Consider the following 13,124-nt stretch of genomic DNA (forward strand, 5'->3'; position numbering starts at 1 on the left):
TTTTTGTTCCCTGCCGGCGGTGACGCTCAACGGTTCAGGAAGTTGCTCCCGAAATTCTGCGCGTCGCGGGTTTCCTCCAGCTCGACGCCGTCCAGGCCCTGCGACAGGGTGTGTGCATCGCCGCCCTGCGCCAGCTTGATGCGCAGGCGCACTTCGTTGGAGCTGTCGGCGTAACGCAGCGCATCCTCGTAGCTGATCTCGCCGGCGTGGTACAGCTCGACCAGACTCTGGTCGAACGTCTTCATGCCGAGCAGGGTGGATTCCTTCATCACTTCCTTCAGCTTGTGGATCTCGCCCTGGCGGATATAGTCCTGCACCAGCGGCGTGCCCAGCAGGATCTCCACCGCCACCCGGCGCGCCTTGCCGTCCGGGGTGGGGATCAGCATCTGCGCCACGATGCCCTTCAGGTTCAGGGACAGGTCCATCAGCAACTGCTGGCGACGATCCTCCGGGAAGAAGTGCAGGATGCGGTCCATCGCCTGGTTCGCATTGTTCGCGTGCAGCGTGCACAGCACCAGGTGGCCGGTTTCGGCAAACGCGATCGCATGGTCCATGCCCTCGCGCGTGCGCACCTCGCCAATCATGATCACGTCCGGCGCCTGGCGCAGGGTGTTCTTCAGCGCGTTGTCCCAGCTGTCGGTGTCGATGCCGACCTCGCGCTGGGTGATGATGCAGCCTTCGTGCTTGTGCACGTACTCGATCGGATCCTCGATCGTTATGATGTGGCCGGTGGAATTGGCGTTGCGGTAGCCGATCATCGCCGCCAGCGAGGTCGATTTGCCCGACCCGGTGGCGCCGACGAAGACGATGATGCCGCGCTTGGTCATCGCCAGCTGCTTGAGCACCGGCGGCAGGGTCAGCTCCTCGATGGTGGGGATCTTCGACTCGATCCGGCGCAGCACCATGCCCACGCAGTTGCGCTGGTAGAAGCACGACACGCGGAAACGGCCCACGCCCTGCGCAGAGATCGCGAACTGGCACTCGTGGGTCTTCTCGAATTCCTCGCGCTGGCCCGGCGTCATCACGTTGAGCACCATGTCACGGGCCTGCTGCACGCTGAGCGGGCTCTGCGTGATCGGCACGATCCGGCCCTGCACCTTCATCGACGGCGCCACGCCGGCGGTGATGAACAGGTCGGAAGCCTTCTTGTGCACCATCAGTTTCAGGAACGAGGTGAAATCAAAGTCGCTCATGGCGTCTGTCCCCGGGATTCGAGATGCGGGATGCGGGATGCGTCAAGGCCGCCGACCCGCGCAGTGCGCTCCGGGCCGGCAACCTGCCCTTCCGTGCAAGCGCGGGAATATCGAGCCGCGACGCGATCCTGGCTTTCGCCAATTCCGAATCCCGAATCCCGAATCCCGACGCTCACTTGAAATTGTCCTTGTTCTTGGCATACGACGAAGCCTGCTGCCGCGTCACCAGGCCGCGCTTGACCAGATCCTGCAGGCACTGGTCCAGCGTCTGCATGCCGAACTGCTGGCCGGTCTGGATCGACGAGTACATCTGCGCCACCTTGTCCTCGCGGATCAGGTTGCGGATGGCCGGGATGCCGACCATGATTTCGTGCGCCGCGATGCGGCCGCCGCCGACTTTCTTCAGCAGCGACTGCGAGATGACCGCGCGCAGCGACTCGGACAGCATCGATCGCACCATCGGCTTCTCGCCGGCGGGGAACACGTCGATGATGCGGTCGATGGTCTTCGCCGCCGAGCTGGTGTGCACGGTGGCGAACACCAGGTGGCCGGTTTCCGCGGCGGTCAGCGCCAGGCGGATGGTCTCCAGGTCGCGCAACTCGCCGACCAGGATGTAGTCCGGGTCCTCGCGCAGCGCCGAGCGCAGCGCCTCGTTGAAGCCCAGCGTGTCGCGATGGATCTCGCGCTGGTTGACCAGGCACTTCTGCGAGGTGTGCACGAACTCGATCGGGTCCTCGATCGTGAGCATGTGCCCGTATTCGTTCTTGTTGATGTGGTCGACCATCGCCGCCAGCGTGGTTGACTTGCCCGAGCCGGTCGGGCCGGTCACCAGGATCAGTCCCTGCGGCTGCTCGATCAGTTCCTTGAAGATGCGCGGGCAGCCGAGGTCTTCCAGCGTCAGCACCTCGGACGGAATGGTGCGGAACACCGCGCCGGCGCCGCGGTTCTGGTTGAACGCGTTGACGCGGAAACGGGCCAACCCGGGGATCTCGAACGAGAAGTCGGTCTCGTAGAATTCTTCGTAGTCGCGCCGCTGCTTGTCCGACATGATGTCGTAGATCAGCGAGTGCACCTGCTTGTGTTCGAGCGCGGGGATGTTGATCCGGCGGACGTCGCCGTCGACGCGGATCATCGGCGGCAGCCCGGCGGACAAGTGCAGGTCCGAGGCCTTGTTCTTCACCGAGAAGGCAAGCAGTTCGGCAATGTCCATGAAGTCGTTTCCCCTCAACCGATCGTCTGGATGGCATGGATTTGTATGCCACATCCGGGGCCGGGTGACATTCGCAGGCGTGGTGCGCCGCAACGCATGGCATCCGGCGCCACGACACCACCTGGACAAACTTCCCGCATCCCCCTGTAGCCGCGTCGATACTACTCGCGCAACCGGCTGTGCGGCCAGTCTTTCCGCCGTCGATGCACAAACTGTCGACCCGGTTTGCACATCCGGTCGAAAATTCGCCAGCCGGCCATCACCCGGGTGCCCGGGACGACCTGCCACCGGCATCCCCACCGGCAGGATTCGTCGCGATCGCGCCCGCTCCGGTAAGGTAAGCGGCATGGACGGACGAGGAGCCTTTGCATGACACGACTAGCCTTCATCGGCGGCGGCAACATGGCGCGCAGCCTGATCGGCGGCCTGCTGAAAACCGGCGTGGCGCCGGCCACCCTCAGCGTGGCCGAACCACTGGCCGAGGCACGCCAGCTGCTGGGCCGCGAATTCGGCGTCGCCTGCTACGCCGAAAACCGGCTGGCCGCGGCGGACGCCGAGGTGATCCTGCTGGCGGTGAAGCCGCAGGTGATGCCGGCGATCCACACCGACCTGCGCGACATCCTGCAGCGCAACCGGCCGCTGCTGATCTCGATCGCCGCCGGCGTGCGACTGGACCAGCTGGAGCGCTGGTTCGGCAACGGCCTGCCGATCGTGCGCTGCATGCCGAACACGCCGGCGCTGATCGGCGCCGGCGCCACCGGCCTGTGCGCGAACAGCCGGGTCAGCCCGGCGCAGAAAGCGCAGGCGCAGCACATCCTGGACGCCGCCGGGACCACCCGCTGGATCGACGACGAGGCGCTGATGGATACCGTCACCGCGTTGTCCGGTTCCGGCCCGGCGTACTTCTTCGCCTTGGTCGAAGCGCTGGAAGCGGCCGCGGTGGCGCAGGGCCTGCCGCGCGATACCGCGCGTGCACTCGCCGCGCAGACCTGCCTGGGCGCCGGCCGCATGCTGGTCGACGGCGGCGAAGATCCGGCGCTGCTGCGCCAGCGCGTCACCTCGCCCAACGGCACCACCCAGGCCGCGCTGGAAAGCTTCAGCGCCGACGGCCTGCCGCACATCGTCGCCCGTGCCGTCGCCGCCGCCACCCGGCGCGGCGTGGAACTTGCCGCCGAACTGGACAAGCTGCTGTGAGCTACCTGCTGAAGGCGCTGTCCATGTTGCTCGAACTGGCGTTCGACGCGGCGGTCACCCTGCTGCTGCTGCGCGTGGCGGCCGAAGCCTGTCGCGCCGATTTCCACAACCCGCTGAGCCAGTTCGTCTACCGCACCACCAACCCGGTGCTGGCGCCGATCCGCCGCGTGCTGCCGAACTGGCGCCGGATCAACCTGGCTGCCCTGCTGCTGGCGTGGCTGGCGATGCTGCTCAAGTTCCTGCTGCTGTTCGCCCTGCACGGTACGATGCCGCACCCGCTCGGCCTGATCGTGCTGGCGCTGGCCGAGCTGCTCGACTTCGTGCTGCTGTGCTACCTGGTGCTGATCTTCGGCTGGTCGCTGCTGAGCATGTTCGCGGTGGACCGCCGCCACCCGCTGCTGCAGCTCGCCGGCAGCATCGTCGCCCCGTTGCTGCGTCCGCTACGCGACAGGCTGGTCGTCGGCCAGATCGACTTCGCGCCGATGGCGGTGATGATCGCCCTGCTGCTGGCCCGCCTGCTGCTCGCCGCGCCGCTGCTGGACCTCGGCACCCGGCTGGCCCTGGGCGGCTGAGTTTTCCTGCGGGTGATGGCCTGGGCCGCTGCTTTTTTTGAAGCAGGAGCCGAAGAGCTTTCGTCATCCTGCGGAGGGCGAAAGCTTGCCGCCCTGCGTCTTACACAGCACCGGCACCCGACTCACTCCGAAATCGCCAGCACGCACCCGTCCGCCCCGTAACTGCGGCAGCACACCGGGAAGATCGACAACCCGCCCGGCGCGACGACCGGCCCGAGCAGACCCTCCAGGAAACCGCTGAAGAAACTGCAACCGGAGCCGCCGCCTTCGGCGCACAGCGGGCTGTCGTGGATGTGCAGCTGGCTGCCCTGCTGGTCGACCTCGACCAGCGCGCGCAACGCCGGAGCGCCGATGCGCCCGATCGCCTCGCGCAGGGCGAGGCCGCCGTCCAGCGCGTGCTCGCGCTCGAACACCCAGGCGCCCATGCGCCGCCCCGCCAGCGCAAGCGAGGATTCCCGCGCACCTTCGGCAACCGCACGCTGCAGCGCCTGCAACTGCGGCACGACTCGCGGGTAGTCAAACTCCAGTCCGCGCAGCGCGTTTTCGACGGCCGCCTCGTCCGGCCCCAGCGGAACCCGTTCGACGAACGGTGCCGTGGCCATCGACGCGGCGCGTGCCGGTGCGGCCACCCGTGGCGCGGGCAGAATGAATTCGAACTCCGGCTCCGCCGGCGCTGCGGGGGGCAGCTCCGGCCCATCCACCGCCGCGGATACCGCGACCGCTTCGACAACCCGGACCCGATCTTTCGCCACCGGCAATGCCGGGGCCGCGACGGGCGCGGGTGCCACCGGCGGAGGAACGGCCACTGCCGGCGGTGCCACCACCACCCCCACCGGTTTGCGCGACGCGGCAAAATGCGGCCGCGGCCCACCCTCGACGAAGGGGAAAATCTTGACGCTGATGAAGCGTTCGTAGGCATCCAGCACCGTCTCGAGCGCCCGCCTCTGGCGCAACGGTCCCTGCACGACCATCGTGAGCAGAATGCCGTGGTCGTCCTCCACCAGACGCTGCCGCACCAGGGTGAATCCACTGGCCAGCACGAATCGCCCGACCTCGACCAGCAGACCTCCCCGGCGTTCCGAGAGACCCTGGATTTCCAGCTCGATCATTCATCCCCCGCATGCGCCAGCGGCGCGGCGCGCCTGCCGGCCATGCTACGACGGCAGCGTGACCGAAATGCAGACGCAGGCCCGCAAATCCCGTGTCAGCACCACCATCCGGACGTTTCGTCCACGCAGCAAAAAGCCCCGCGGTAGCGGGGCTTTTTGCCGGACTTCCGGATCCGCTCAGCGCAGGATTGCGGCGGGGTCCTGGCTGGCCTTCAATGCGCTGCACAGCTGGATCGATTCGCCGGTCTGCGCCAGGCCGCGGCCAATGCCGGCGGCGTCCTTCTCGTGGGTCTTGAAGAACGCCTGCAGGCGATCGTATTCGGCGGTGGAGCAGCCACCACCGGCGGCCAGCGACGGCAGGCGACCACCGGAGAAGCTGCCGGTGCGAGCGAGGATCTGCTGGTAGTGGCCGGTGAACCAGTTCCACATCGCATCACGCTGGGCCCGCGTGTCGCGACCACCGCGCAGCAGCATGCCCATCTCGCCGACCTTGACCGGCTTGGTCAACGCGAAGTTGCGCACCTGTTCGGCCAGTGCCGGATCTTCCACGCTGGCCAGGCCACCGAGGATGCCGTTGCGCAAGGCCGGATCGCTGGTCTTCGGCAACTCGGCGATCAGCGCATCGACCGCGCTCTTGCCGTGCTCCTGCACCGCCACGCCCAGCGCATCACCGAGCAGGTCGGGATCGGCCGCAGCCAGGTTCAGATGGCCATCCGCCTTCGGCTTCAACGCCGCCTCGCCCTGCTTGAGCAGGGCCGCACGCACTTCGGGCAGCTTGAAGTCGAACGCCAGCGAACTGGCCAGGCTGCTGCGCATCAGCGAATCGTCTTCCGGCTCGCCGGCTTTGCGCTGGTAGCCGAGCTGCTCCAGACGCGGCAGGTAGGCAGCCTTCGCCCACGCGGCCAGGCGAGCGCGCTGGGCATCGGTGGTGGCAACGCGATGGTAGAGACCGCTGGCCGTGCCCAGTGGCACGGTGGCCACTTCGCGGATCTTCGAGCCGGTCAGCGGCTGCATGGCGGCCAGCACCTGGCCGGCATCCAGGTCGCCACGGCGGAAGCTGGCGTTGATCGCATCGGCGTAAGCCAGCTGTTCGGCATCGCTGAGCTTGCCGACCTGCTTGATCAGGCGGTCGAGCCCGTCCTTGTCGAGGCTGAAGCGGTAGTAGCCGCTGGCGTTCGCGTTCGGCATCACCCAGGTCGGCTTGCTGGCGCCGGGCAATTCCATCGAACCGGAGGCCTGGTCGAGCATGTCGCAGGCGACCTTGCTGCCATCGACAGTGCCGTAGCGCACGCACACCGGCACGCCCCAGATGCGCTTGGCGTCGCCGCTGCTGCCCAGCGGCAGGTAGCGGCTCTGGCTCAGCTGCAGCACGGTCTTGCCATCCTTCTGCTCCAGCTTCGTCGCCACGTAGGGCACGCCGGACTGGTCGAGGAAGCTCTTGAACGCATGCTTGAACGCGTCGCCCTTGCCCGCCGCGGTGGCGATCGCCGAGACTAGGTCGTCGGCGGTGGCGTTGCCGTACTTCTGGCTCTGGATGTACGCGCGCATGCCCTTCTGGTAGGTCGGCTCGCCCACGTAGTTCTCGAACATGCCGATGACGCTGGCACCCTTCTGGTAGGTGATGCCGTCGAACGCGGTCATGATGTCGCCGTTGCCAGTGATCGGCTGGCGGATGCTGCGCGCGCTGACCAGGCTGTCGTTGTTCATCGCGCCCTGGCCGCCGCGCACGCGGTCGAGGTCGGCACGGTATTCCGGGTGCACCTGCATGGTGACCTTCTGCTGCATCCAGGTCGCGAACGCCTCGTTGAGCCAGATGTCGTTCCACCAGGCGGTGGTCACCGTGTCGCCGGTCCACTGGTGCGCCAGCTCATGCGCGTTGACGTTGAACGAACCCTGCACGTTGCGCGCCGGGGAATCCTTGTCCAGCAACAGCAGCCAGTCGCGGAAGGTGACCAGGCCCGGGTTCTCCATCGCGCCGGCTTCGAAATCCGGTGCTGCCAGCAGGTCGAGCTTGCCGAACGGGTAACCGAAGCCGTAGTAGTTCTCCAGCGCGTGGATGATGCTCGGCGTCTCGCCCAGCACGTGCTCCATGCGATGGCCTTCGCCCTTGGCGGCGATGCCGCGCAGCTTGAGCGGTTCGCTGCGGTAGGCGTCGGGCGAGATGTCCGGACCGTCCACGATGTCCCACGGACCGACCGCGAACGCCACCAGGTAGGTCGGCAGCGGCAGCGTCTGGGCGAAGGTCACGGTCTTCCAGCCCTTGTCGGCCGGCTGTTCCTTCACCTGCTTGGTATTGGCCACCACGTTCTCGTGGTCGGGCACGGTGATGCTGATGTCGAAGGGGGTCTTGAAGCCGGGCTCGTCGAAACCGGGGAAGGCGAAGCGCGCGCTGATCGGCTCCATCTGCGTCATCGCGTACGGCTGGCCCTTGGCGGTGACCTTGTACAGGCCTTGCAGCTGCTGGTTGAGCGGCGCGCTGTAGTCGAACTTCACGGTGAGGTCCTGCGGCTTCAGCGTGCTGCCGAAATCCACCCGCACCACGCCCGCCTTCGGGTCCACGTTGACGTACTTGCCCGCGTGCGTCTTGCCGGCGGCGTCGGTGATCGTCACCTTCGACACCTTCAGTTCGGCGCCATCCAGCCACAGGTGGTCGGACGCCTGGGTCAGCTTGACCTTGATCGTGGTGGTGCCGGAAAAGTCCTGCTGCGCCGGATCGACCTTGAACGCCAGCTGGTACGACTGCGGCACCGCCCAGCCCGGCAGGCGGCCCTGCGGCGCCTGGTCGGCGCTGGCGGCAAATGCCGCGCCGCAACAGGCGGCCAGCGCGGTGAGCAGGAGGGGACGGGCGAGTCGACGCATGGTGATTCCCTGGGTACGTGGAGAATCCCCAAGCTAGAGCCGGCATGCCCTTCGACCCAGTGCCAGAAGGCATGCCCGGGGGCCAGCGCGCGCGACGCATGGCCATCCATGAGAGAGCTCCGCGCAAAAAAAACCGGTGACGAAGCAAGCTTCATCACCGGCCGGGGAAAGCCCGCGCGCCTGCGGGGGAGAGGGAGGGGGAACTCCGGCGCGCGGGGTGTCACAAGCGCAATGTGGATGCAGGGTAGGCGGCCTGTTTGCATTGTTCCAATTGATTGTTACCATCCCTGCCATAGCGTATGGCTATTGCCCAAGCGGGACGATCCATGAACCTGCGCGATCTCCAGTACCTGGTGGCCCTGGCCGAGCATCGGCACTTCGGCCGCGCCGCGGACGCCTGCTTCGTCAGCCAGCCCACCCTGTCCACCCAGATCAAGAAGCTGGAGGAAGAACTCGGCGTGCCGCTGGTCGAGCGCACGCCGCGCAAGGTGCTGCTGACCGAGGTTGGCCGCGACATCGCGATCCGCGCCCGCGACGTGCTCAACGGCGTCGAGCAGATCCGCGGCGTGGCCCGGCGCACGCTGGACCCGGAATCCGGCACGGTGCGGCTGGGCATCTTTCCCACGCTGGGGCCGTACCTGCTGCCGCACGCCTTGCCGCTGGTGCGCCAGGCGTTCCCCCAGCTGGAGCTGCTGCTGGTCGAGGAGAAGACCGAGGCGGTGCTGCGCCTGCTGCGCGAGGGCAAGCTGGACGCCGGCATCCTCGCCCTGCCGCTGCACGAGGACAGCCTGCACAGCGAATTCCTGTTCGAGGAACCGTTCCTGCTGGCGGTATCGGGCGAACATCCGCTGGCACACAAGCAGGGCCAGCTGAAACTGGCCGACCTGTCCAACCAGAACCTGTTGCTGCTGGAAGACGGCCACTGCCTGCGCGACCAGGCGCTGGAGGTGTGCCATCTCGCCGGCGCCGTCGAGCGCAGCGGCTTCCGCGCCACCAGCCTGGAGACGCTGCGGCAGATGGTGGCGGCGAACGTCGGCATCACCCTCCTGCCGGTCACCGCGGTGAAACCGCCGGTGGCGCCGGTGGCGAACCTGCACCTGATCGAGTTCAAGGGCCAGCCGCCGAGTCGGCGCATCGCCATGGTCTGGCGCAAGAGCTCGGCGATGGCCGGCTTCCTGAAGCGGCTGGCGGCGGTGTTCCGGCAGTTGCCGGCCGACCTGCTGAACCCGCATTCGGCGGCCACGCCCGCGCTGCCGCCCGCTCCGCCGGCACGCGAGGCGGCGCACCGATAGCCGCGGGCTATCCGCCCGATCCAGACAATCAATTTCATCGCAGGCCCGCCGCGCGCTAGGCTCGGCCGGTCACGACCGTGAAGGCCGCACTTGCAACCCCTCCCAGCCCAACGCCACGAGGTGATGTCATGAGCAACCTGAAAGGCTCCAAGACCGAGCAGAACCTGAAAGACGCCTTCGCCGGCGAGTCGATGGCCAACCGCCGCTATCTCTACTTCGCCGCCAAGGCCGATGTCGAGGGCTACAACGACGTCTCCGCGGTGTTCCGCTCCACCGCCGAGGGCGAGACCGGCCACGCCCACGGCCACCTGGAATATCTCGAAGCGGTGGGCGATCCTGCCACCGGCCTGCCGTTCGGCGGCACCCAGCTGAACCTGAAGAGCGCCATCGCCGGCGAAACCCACGAATACACCGACATGTATCCGGGCATGGCCAAGGCCGCGCGCGAGGAAGGCTTCGACGAGATCGCCGACTGGTTCGAGACGCTGGCCAAGGCCGAGCGCTCGCACGCGAACCGCTTCACCAAGGCGCTGGGCGACATGGCTTGAGCTCGCCCGTCATCCCGGCAGGAGCCGGGATGACGGTTGTTCGCTGTTCGCCACGCGGAGACGCCGATGGACCCCATCCACGAAACACGCGAAGGCAACCTCGATGCGCCCACGCGCCATCCGCTGGGCCAGCACGAACCCGCTTTCTGGGATGCCGCGGCGCTGGAAGCGGAAATGGAGCGCGTGTTCAACATCTGCCACGGCTGCCGCCGCTGCGTCAGCCTGTGCCATGCCTTCCCCACCCTGTTCGACCTGGTCGACTCATCGAAGACGATGGAGATCGACGGCGTCGACAAGGCCGACTACCCGAAGGTCACCGAGCAGTGCTACCTGTGCGACCTGTGCTACCAGACCAAGTGCCCGTACACGCCGCCGCATCCGTGGAACGTGGATTTCCCGCACCTGATGCTGCGCGCCAAGGCGGTGGCGTTCGAGCGTGACGGCGCGCCGCTGTCGGCGAAGATCCTGTCCAGCACGCGCACCGTGGGCAAGCTCGCCTCGATCCCGGTGGTGGTCGAGGTGGTCAACGCCGCCAACCGCAACCCGGCCGCGCGCCAGTTGCTGGAAAAGACCCTGGGCGTCGACGCGAAGGCGCGCGTGCCCGAGTACCACTCGCCCACCGCGCGCAAGCGCCTGCGCGATCTCGACGGCAGCGGCGACGCGGTGCCCGCCGGCCGTACCCGCGGCAAGCTCGCGCTGTTCGCCACCTGCTACTGCGACCACTCCGCGCCCGGCGTGGTCGAGGACCTCGCCGCCGTGCTGGCGCACAACGCAATCCCGATCCGGCTGGTCGAGCAGGAAAGCTGCTGCGGCATGCCCAAGCTGGAACTGGGCGACCTGAAGACGGTGACGAAGTACAAGGAGCGCAACATTCCGGTGCTGGCGAAGATGGCGCGCGAAGGCTGGGACTTCACCGCGGCGATCCCGTCCTGCGTGCTGATGTTCAAGCAGGAGCTGCCACTGATGTTCCCCAACGACGCCGACGTGGCGCTGGTGCGCGAGCGCTTCTTCGACCCCTTCGAATACCTCGCCGAACGGCACAAGGCCGGCCTGCTCAAGACCGACTTCAAGCAGTCGCTGGGCAAGATCGCCTGGCAGGTGCCCTGCCACCAGCGCGTGCAGAAGATCGGCCCGAAGACGCGCGAGATCCTGCAACTGGCGCCGGACACCGAGATCACCACCATTGAGCGCTGCTCCGGCCACGACGGCACCTACGGCGTGAAGCACAAGACCTATGCGCTCTCGCGCAAGCTGGCCAAGCCGGTGGAGAACCGCGTGCAGCAGGCCGCACCCGACCACTTCACCAGCGACTGCCCGATGGCTGGCGGCCACATCGCCCACGGCCTCGACGACAAGCCGGCGGCGGAGCATCCGTTGAGCCTGCTGCGCAAGGCCTACGGAATCTGAGCATGGACAAACTCACCCGCGCCGACCTGCTCTCCCTCGAAGCCTACGCACAGCAGCGCGCAGAATTCCGCACCTGCGTGATGGCGCACAAGCAGCAGCGCACGGTGCACCTGGGCGAGCATCTCACGCTGATCTTCGAGGACCGCCTGAGCATCCAGTACCAGGTGCAGGAAATGCTGCGCATCGAGCGCATCTTCGAGGCCGCCGGCATCCAGGACGAACTCGATGCGTACAATCCGCTGGTCCCCGACGGCAGCAACCTCAAGGCCACCATGCTGATCGAATACCCCGACGCCGAGGAGCGCAAGCGCGAGCTGGTGCGCCTGCGCCACATCGAGCACGCGATCGCGCTGACCGTGCATGGCCACGCCCCGGTCACCGCCATCGCCGACGAGGACATGGAGCGCAGCAACCAGGAGAAGACCGCCGCGGTGCATTTCCTGCGCTTCGAACTCGACGCAGCGATGATCGCCGACTGGCGCTCCGCTGCGCCGGTCACGCTGGCCTCGACGCTGCCGGCGCTGCCGCTCGAAGCCCTCCTCACCCCCGGGCAGTTGCACACGCTGGCGGCGGATTTCGCCTGAGCATGCGCAAGCTCCTCGTTGCGGCTGCCTTGCTGCTGGTGCTGCTGGGCGTACTGCGGCACCACCAGCATCGTCCGCTGCAGCCCGAACCCGGCGTGCTCGCCGCCGAGGTGCCGGTGCAGGTCGATCTCGACCACGGCGCGCAGCTGCAGCGCGGCGACGTCACGCTGACCACCCGCGCCCACTTCGACATCACCGCGCGCGTGCTGTCGCGCAAGGATTATGCGTGGAGCACCGACGGCGAACTGGTGCCGCTCGACCTCGCGCTCGGCTGGGGCCGCATGTCCGACAGCGCGGTGCTGGACAAGATCGACATCAGCCAGTCCGGCCGTTTCTACTACTGGCATGTGCAGCAATTCCCGATCCCGCGCCGCGAGATCGAGACCTCCAGCGCGAACATGCACATGATTCCCGCCGACCCCGAGGTGAAGCGCCAGCTGGAACAGGTACGCCCCGGCCAGTTGGTGCACATCGAAGGCTTCCTGGTCGACGCCAGCCGCCCCGACGGCTGGCACTGGAACACCTCGCTGAGCCGTGACGACACCGGCGCCGGCGCCTGCGAGCTGATCTACGTCGAACGGGTCGACGCCACGGCGCCGTGAGCGGCTGGACTCAGTAGCGCAACAGGCTGTGCAGCGGCTTGCCCGCCGGCCAGCGACTGCGCCCCTGCAGTGCAGGCAGTTCGATCACCACACTGGCGCCGAGCAGCCCGGCGCCCAGCTGGCCGACCAGGGCCGCGGCCGCCACCAGCGTGCCGCCAGTGGCCAGCACGTCATCGACCAGCAGCACGCGCTCACCCGGCCGGAATGCATCGTGCTGCACCTGCAGCTGGTCGCTGCCGTATTCCAGCTGGTAGTCCACGCTCGCCACCGGCGGCGGCAGCTTGCCGGGTTTGCGCAACGGCACGAAGCCGGCGTGCAGCTTCTGCGCCAGCGCGGCGCCGAAGATGAAGCCACGTGCCTCGATGCCGCACACCGCCTGCACGCCGCTGCCCTGCCACGGTTCGGCCAGTGCGTCGATGCAGCGGGCGAAGCTGCCGGCATCGGCGAGCAGCGGGGTGACGTCGCGGAACATCACGCCGGGGCGGGGGAAATCGGGCACGGCACGGATCAGTGCGGCGAGGTCTTGCATGGGGTTTCCTGGGAGCCTGGGCGGC

At 67.5% G+C, this 13,124-nt stretch carries 12 protein-coding genes; 7 read left to right on the forward strand and 5 right to left on the reverse strand.

Annotated elements, in window-relative coordinates; genetic code table 11:
- Positions 1–26: 26 nt before the first annotated feature.
- Together QQA13_RS12485 and QQA13_RS12490 are read right to left on the reverse strand one after the other, a co-directional pair.
- Positions 27–1,193, reverse strand: a complete 1,167-nt coding sequence (locus tag QQA13_RS12485; RefSeq protein ID WP_108470864.1) for a PilT/PilU family type 4a pilus ATPase — start codon at positions 1,191–1,193, stop codon at positions 27–29.
- A 172-nt stretch (positions 1,194–1,365) separates the two neighbouring features.
- Complete coding sequence (locus QQA13_RS12490) at positions 1,366–2,403, reverse strand: type IV pilus twitching motility protein PilT (RefSeq protein WP_108470865.1); 1,038 nt, start codon at positions 2,401–2,403, stop codon at positions 1,366–1,368.
- Between the two features lie 369 nt (positions 2,404–2,772).
- On the opposite strand from QQA13_RS12490, the gene proC reads away from it, so the two are divergent.
- On the forward strand, positions 2,773–3,597 hold the full coding sequence (proC, locus tag QQA13_RS12495; protein ID WP_108470866.1) for a pyrroline-5-carboxylate reductase: 825 nt from the start codon (positions 2,773–2,775) through the stop codon (positions 3,595–3,597).
- A complete protein-coding gene (locus tag QQA13_RS12500) occupies positions 3,594–4,169 on the forward strand; it encodes a YggT family protein (protein ID WP_108470867.1) in 576 nt (191 codons plus the stop codon). The genes proC and QQA13_RS12500 overlap by 4 nt, the downstream gene beginning before the upstream one ends.
- A 122-nt stretch (positions 4,170–4,291) precedes the next feature.
- Here the strand turns inward: QQA13_RS12500 and QQA13_RS12505 are convergent, their stop codons facing one another.
- Positions 4,292–5,278, reverse strand: coding sequence for a hypothetical protein (locus tag QQA13_RS12505; protein ID WP_108470868.1), 987 nt, complete (start codon positions 5,276–5,278; stop codon positions 4,292–4,294).
- A gap of 177 nt (positions 5,279–5,455) precedes the next feature.
- A complete protein-coding gene (locus QQA13_RS12510; RefSeq protein ID WP_108470869.1) occupies positions 5,456–8,137 on the reverse strand; it encodes a M1 family metallopeptidase in 2,682 nt (893 codons plus the stop codon).
- Positions 8,138–8,463: 326 nt separating this feature from the next.
- On the opposite strand from QQA13_RS12510, the gene QQA13_RS12515 reads away from it, so the two are divergent.
- The 5 genes from QQA13_RS12515 (at position 8,464) to QQA13_RS12535 (ending at position 12,570) form a co-directional block, all read left to right on the forward strand.
- Positions 8,464–9,429 carry a LysR substrate-binding domain-containing protein gene (locus tag QQA13_RS12515; protein ID WP_108470870.1) on the forward strand — a complete coding sequence of 322 codons (966 nt, stop codon included), beginning with the start codon at positions 8,464–8,466 and terminating at the stop codon, positions 9,427–9,429.
- A gap of 128 nt (positions 9,430–9,557) precedes the next feature.
- Positions 9,558–9,977, forward strand: coding sequence for a rubrerythrin family protein (locus QQA13_RS12520; RefSeq protein ID WP_108470871.1), 420 nt, complete (start codon positions 9,558–9,560; stop codon positions 9,975–9,977).
- A gap of 66 nt (positions 9,978–10,043) precedes the next feature.
- Positions 10,044–11,384, forward strand: a complete 1,341-nt coding sequence (locus QQA13_RS12525) for a (Fe-S)-binding protein (protein ID WP_108470872.1) — start codon at positions 10,044–10,046, stop codon at positions 11,382–11,384.
- A 2-nt stretch (positions 11,385–11,386) separates the two neighbouring features.
- Entirely contained in the window at positions 11,387–11,968 is a 582-nt protein-coding gene (locus QQA13_RS12530; protein WP_108470873.1) for a DUF3501 family protein, read from the forward strand.
- A 2-nt stretch (positions 11,969–11,970) separates the two neighbouring features.
- Positions 11,971–12,570 (forward strand): hypothetical protein, encoded by a 600-nt coding sequence (locus tag QQA13_RS12535; RefSeq protein WP_108470874.1) that lies wholly within the window; start codon positions 11,971–11,973, stop codon positions 12,568–12,570.
- A 10-nt stretch (positions 12,571–12,580) separates the two neighbouring features.
- Here QQA13_RS12535 and QQA13_RS12540 read toward each other — a convergent pair whose 3' ends face one another.
- Positions 12,581–13,099, reverse strand: a complete 519-nt coding sequence (locus tag QQA13_RS12540) for an adenine phosphoribosyltransferase (RefSeq protein WP_108470875.1) — start codon at positions 13,097–13,099, stop codon at positions 12,581–12,583.
- Positions 13,100–13,124 lie beyond the last annotated feature (25 nt).

The organism is Rhodanobacter thiooxydans (assembly GCF_030291135.1).
Taxonomy (GTDB): Bacteria; Pseudomonadota; Gammaproteobacteria; order Xanthomonadales; family Rhodanobacteraceae; genus Rhodanobacter; species Rhodanobacter thiooxydans_A.